This window comes from Phytoactinopolyspora halotolerans (genome assembly GCF_010550675.1).
Lineage (GTDB): Bacteria > Actinomycetota > Actinomycetes > Jiangellales > Jiangellaceae > Phytoactinopolyspora > Phytoactinopolyspora halotolerans.
The window spans coordinates 1-1935 of record NZ_JAAGOA010000052.1 but is presented as its reverse complement, the minus strand read 5'-3'; the positions used below and the strand labels follow the sequence as shown (position 1 = coordinate 1935).

Below are 1935 nucleotides of genomic sequence, written 5' to 3'. Positions count from 1 at the left end.
GTGGATCTTGGTTGCGGGGGTACGGGTGTTCGAATAGCATGGACACATGTTCGATTCGGCTGCTTGTAGCTCTGCCTCGCCGGGTGAGATGCCTGGTGGGGCGGCTGCTGGTGGGCGGGGCCGGTTCGAGCCGGATCCGGAGGGTGCGCGCGCGTTTCGGGCCGCGCATGAGGCCGAAATCGAGGCGTGCTGGGCCAGGCTCGTCGCCGCCGAGCAGGCCAGATGGGATGCCACCCGGGAGGTTCTGCTGGACGCCGGGGTGGACCCGGCGGACGGGTTCGTGGTGGATGCGTGGGCCGAGGTGTGGGCCGCGGATGAGGCGGCGCTGCTGTCGCTACCGGGGTTCGTGGTCGGTGTGGATGAGGCGATGCCGGCGGATGCGCCGGGGTGGGTGGCGGCCAACGTGGGGCTGCTGGACGAGCTGCCCGGCGATGCCGAGTCCACGGTTGCGGAGATGGTGCCGGGGGTTGAGCTGGCGCGGGTGCTGGACGAGTCGTCGGAGTCGCAGCTGAGCGCGGGCGAGCTCGGTGATGCTGTGGCGGGGTGGGAGCGGCTGATCGCGTGGGCGCAGGCGCGGCAGGCTTCGGCGCTGGCCGAGCTCACTCACCGCGACGAGATGCGTGCGGAGAACCCGCAGGGGTATGCGTCGTTGCATCCGGTGCCGGTCGCCGCGGGCGAGCTCGCTGTGGTGTGGCCGTGGACCAAGCCGCAGGCCGAGCGGATGGTCGCCCACGGCGTGGAGCTGGTCGAGGATTTCCCCGCGATCCATGAGGCGTGGACAGCCGGGCGGCTGGACCAGCGGCGGGTGACGATCCTGCTCACCGCGTTGCGTGACCGGGAGCCCGAGGTTGTCCGGAAGGTCGAGGCGGCGGTGTTGCCGCACGTACACAAGTGGACCTCGGTGAAGCTCTCGCAGGTGGTCAACCGGCTGCTGCATCAGCTGGACCCGCGCACGTCGAAGAAGAACCGCCGCGAGGCGCGCAAGCAGCGGCGGGTGTGGACCGAGCCGGCCAAGGACGGCATGGCCTGGCTGTACGCCTACCTGCCCGCCGAAGACGCACAAGCGATCATGTCCGCGCTCAACGCCGGCGCCGACACCCTGCGCCGCCACGACGATCAGCGCGCCGCCGCCCAGACCGGCGACGAGCGCGACCGCGCGGCCCGCCGGACTGAGGACAAGGGCGAGAGCGAGCGCGGGAACGACGGCGACGGTGGCGACAGCGACAGCGGCGGTGACGGCGGTGACGGTGGTGACGGTCCCGGGCGGCGGCGCACGCTGGACCAAGCCCGCGCCGACGCCCTGGCCGGGCTGGCCTGGTCCTCGCTGTACACCGGCACCCTCGGCGGCGACGGCTGCACGCAGTGCGGAGCCACCGCCGGTGTCCCCCTGGCCGGCGCGCACGGACGCCCGATCACGGTGAACCTGACCCTGCCGCTGACCACCTGGCTCGGCCTGGACGAGCATCCCGCTCACCTCGACGGCTACGGCCCCATCGACGCCGACACCGCGCGGGTACTGGCCGCTGCCGGGGTATGGCGCTGGGTCGTCACCGATCCGGTCGGCGGGCACGCCCTGGACTACGGGCGCACCCGCTACACCCCGCCGCAAGAGCTGGTCGACTTCATCCTGCTCCGCGACCGCGAATGCATCATGCCCGGATGCCACCGCCCCGCCTACCGATGCCAGATCGACCACCGCAACCCCTATCCGCAGGGTCCCACCTCGGCATGCAACTGCTCGCTGCTGTGCACAACCTGCCACCTGCAAAAGCATCACGCCGGATGGACCATCGAACGGATCGCGCCCGGGGTGCAGCGTTTCACCAGCCCCACCGGACGCCAACACACCGTCAAACTACCCGGACTCGCACCCCCAGCACCCGAACCCGACCCACCACCCACCGACACACCACCCGAACCCGACGACCCGCCGTT

The 1935-nt window shown here is 71.4% G+C and carries 1 protein-coding gene; it reads left to right on the top strand.

Annotated elements, in window-relative coordinates; all coding sequences use genetic code 11:
• Positions 1-46: 46 nt before the first annotated feature.
• Positions 47-1935, top strand: a 1889-nt coding sequence (locus tag G1H10_RS32030) for an HNH endonuclease signature motif containing protein (RefSeq protein WP_163745346.1), incomplete at its 3' end; no start/stop codon positions are given.